Source organism: Streptomyces sp. MB09-02B (assembly GCF_033794485.1).
Classification (GTDB): Bacteria; Actinomycetota; Actinomycetes; order Streptomycetales; family Streptomycetaceae; genus Streptomyces.
The window spans coordinates 1-1441 of sequence record NZ_JARGEE010000847.1 but is presented as its reverse complement, the minus strand read 5'-3'; the positions used below and the strand labels follow the sequence as shown (position 1 = coordinate 1441).

The following is a 1441-nucleotide window of genomic DNA, read 5'->3' as shown; positions in this document are numbered from 1 at the left end:
GGCGGGGGCGAGGAGGGGCGCAGGCGCGCGACGGAGTGATCGGAAGGTGAGGTTCCGCGGAGGTGCGCTTCCGCTGCGGGGGTGGTGACCACGGGAAGGGGGTGCAGAGAATGCTCGCTTTGGGTGACAATTGGTTGCGGAGCGTGGCCACTCGGAGGGGTTCTCGGCCGCGCCGTGTTGCCCGGGTGATCTGTCTGGCGGACTCCCTTCGTGAGTCTCGTGATCACCGTCGGGTTCGCTCCCCTGGCTCGGGACTGCGCATCTCCTGTCGGGCACCCCTGTCGAACATCGGCTGCCGGAGGTGTTGTCTCGTGCGTAATGCCTTGGGGCCGTTTCAGGGACGGTTACGGCTGTGGCCATGGCTCGGGAGACCACGGGCTGCGTCGTGGCGCGGGGAGTTGGCCGCCTCGGTCGTCGTGTTTCTCGTGGCGCTGCCGCTGTGTGCGGGGGTCGCGGTCGCATCGGGGGTGCCGGCGGAGTTGGGGCTGGTCACGGGGATCGTCGGAGGACTGGTCGTCGGTGCTCTGCCGGGGAGCAGCCTCCAGGTGAGCGGCCCGGCGGCCGGGCTGACCGTGTTGGTGTACGAGGCGGTGCGGGCGTACGGGCTGTCGGCGCTCGGTGTACTGGTGCTCGGTGCCGGAGTGCTGCAGATCGTGTTGGGGGTGGTGCGCTGGGGGCGGTGGTTTCGGGCCGTGTCCGTGGCCGTGGTGCAGGGGATGCTCGCCGGGATCGGACTGGTGCTGGTGGCGGGGCAGGTGTACGCCATGGGGGATGCGGCCGCGCCCGGAGGCGGGGGGATCGAGAAGTTCGCCGGGCTGGGGGCGTTGCCCGGGGCCGTGGATCTCGTCGCGCTCGCGCTCGGGGGTGCCACTGTCGGCGTCCTGGTGGTGTGGCCCCGGTGGCGGTGGGGAGCGCGGTTCGTGCCGGCGCCGTTGGTGGCTGTCGGGGGTGCGGCCCTGGTCACGGGGGTCTGCGACCTTCAGGTGCGGCGGGTCGAGGTGCGGGGGTTGCTGGAGGCCGTGCGGGTGCCATCGGTCGACGACCTGGCGTTGCTCACGGAGGCGGGGGTGGTCGGGACCGTTCTCGCCCTCGCGCTGATCGCTTCGGCCGAGTCGTTGTTCAGCGCGGCGGCCGTGGATGGGCTGCACGACGGCCCGAGGACCGACTACGACCGGGAGTTGGTCGCCCAGGGCGCCGGGAACGTGCTGTGCGGGGTACTCGGGTCACTGCCCATGACGGCGGTCATCGTACGGAGTGCGGCGAACGTGCGGGCGGGGGCGCGGACCAAGGCCTCACGGGTGCTGCACGGGGTGTGGCTGCTGGTCTTCGCGGCGCTGCTGCCCGGGGTGCTCGGTGTGATCCCTTTGGCGGCGCTGGCCGGGCTGCTGGTGCATGCGGGGTTCCGGCTCGTGCCCGTACGGGAGTTGGGGGTGCTGTGGCG

At 72.0% G+C, this 1441-nt stretch carries 1 protein-coding gene; it reads left to right on the top strand.

The features are described from left to right. Nucleotides 1-398: 398 nt before the first annotated feature. Nucleotides 399-1441: SulP family inorganic anion transporter (locus tag P1P70_RS44575; protein WP_319248196.1), on the top strand; the 1043-nt coding region annotated here is incomplete at its 3' end.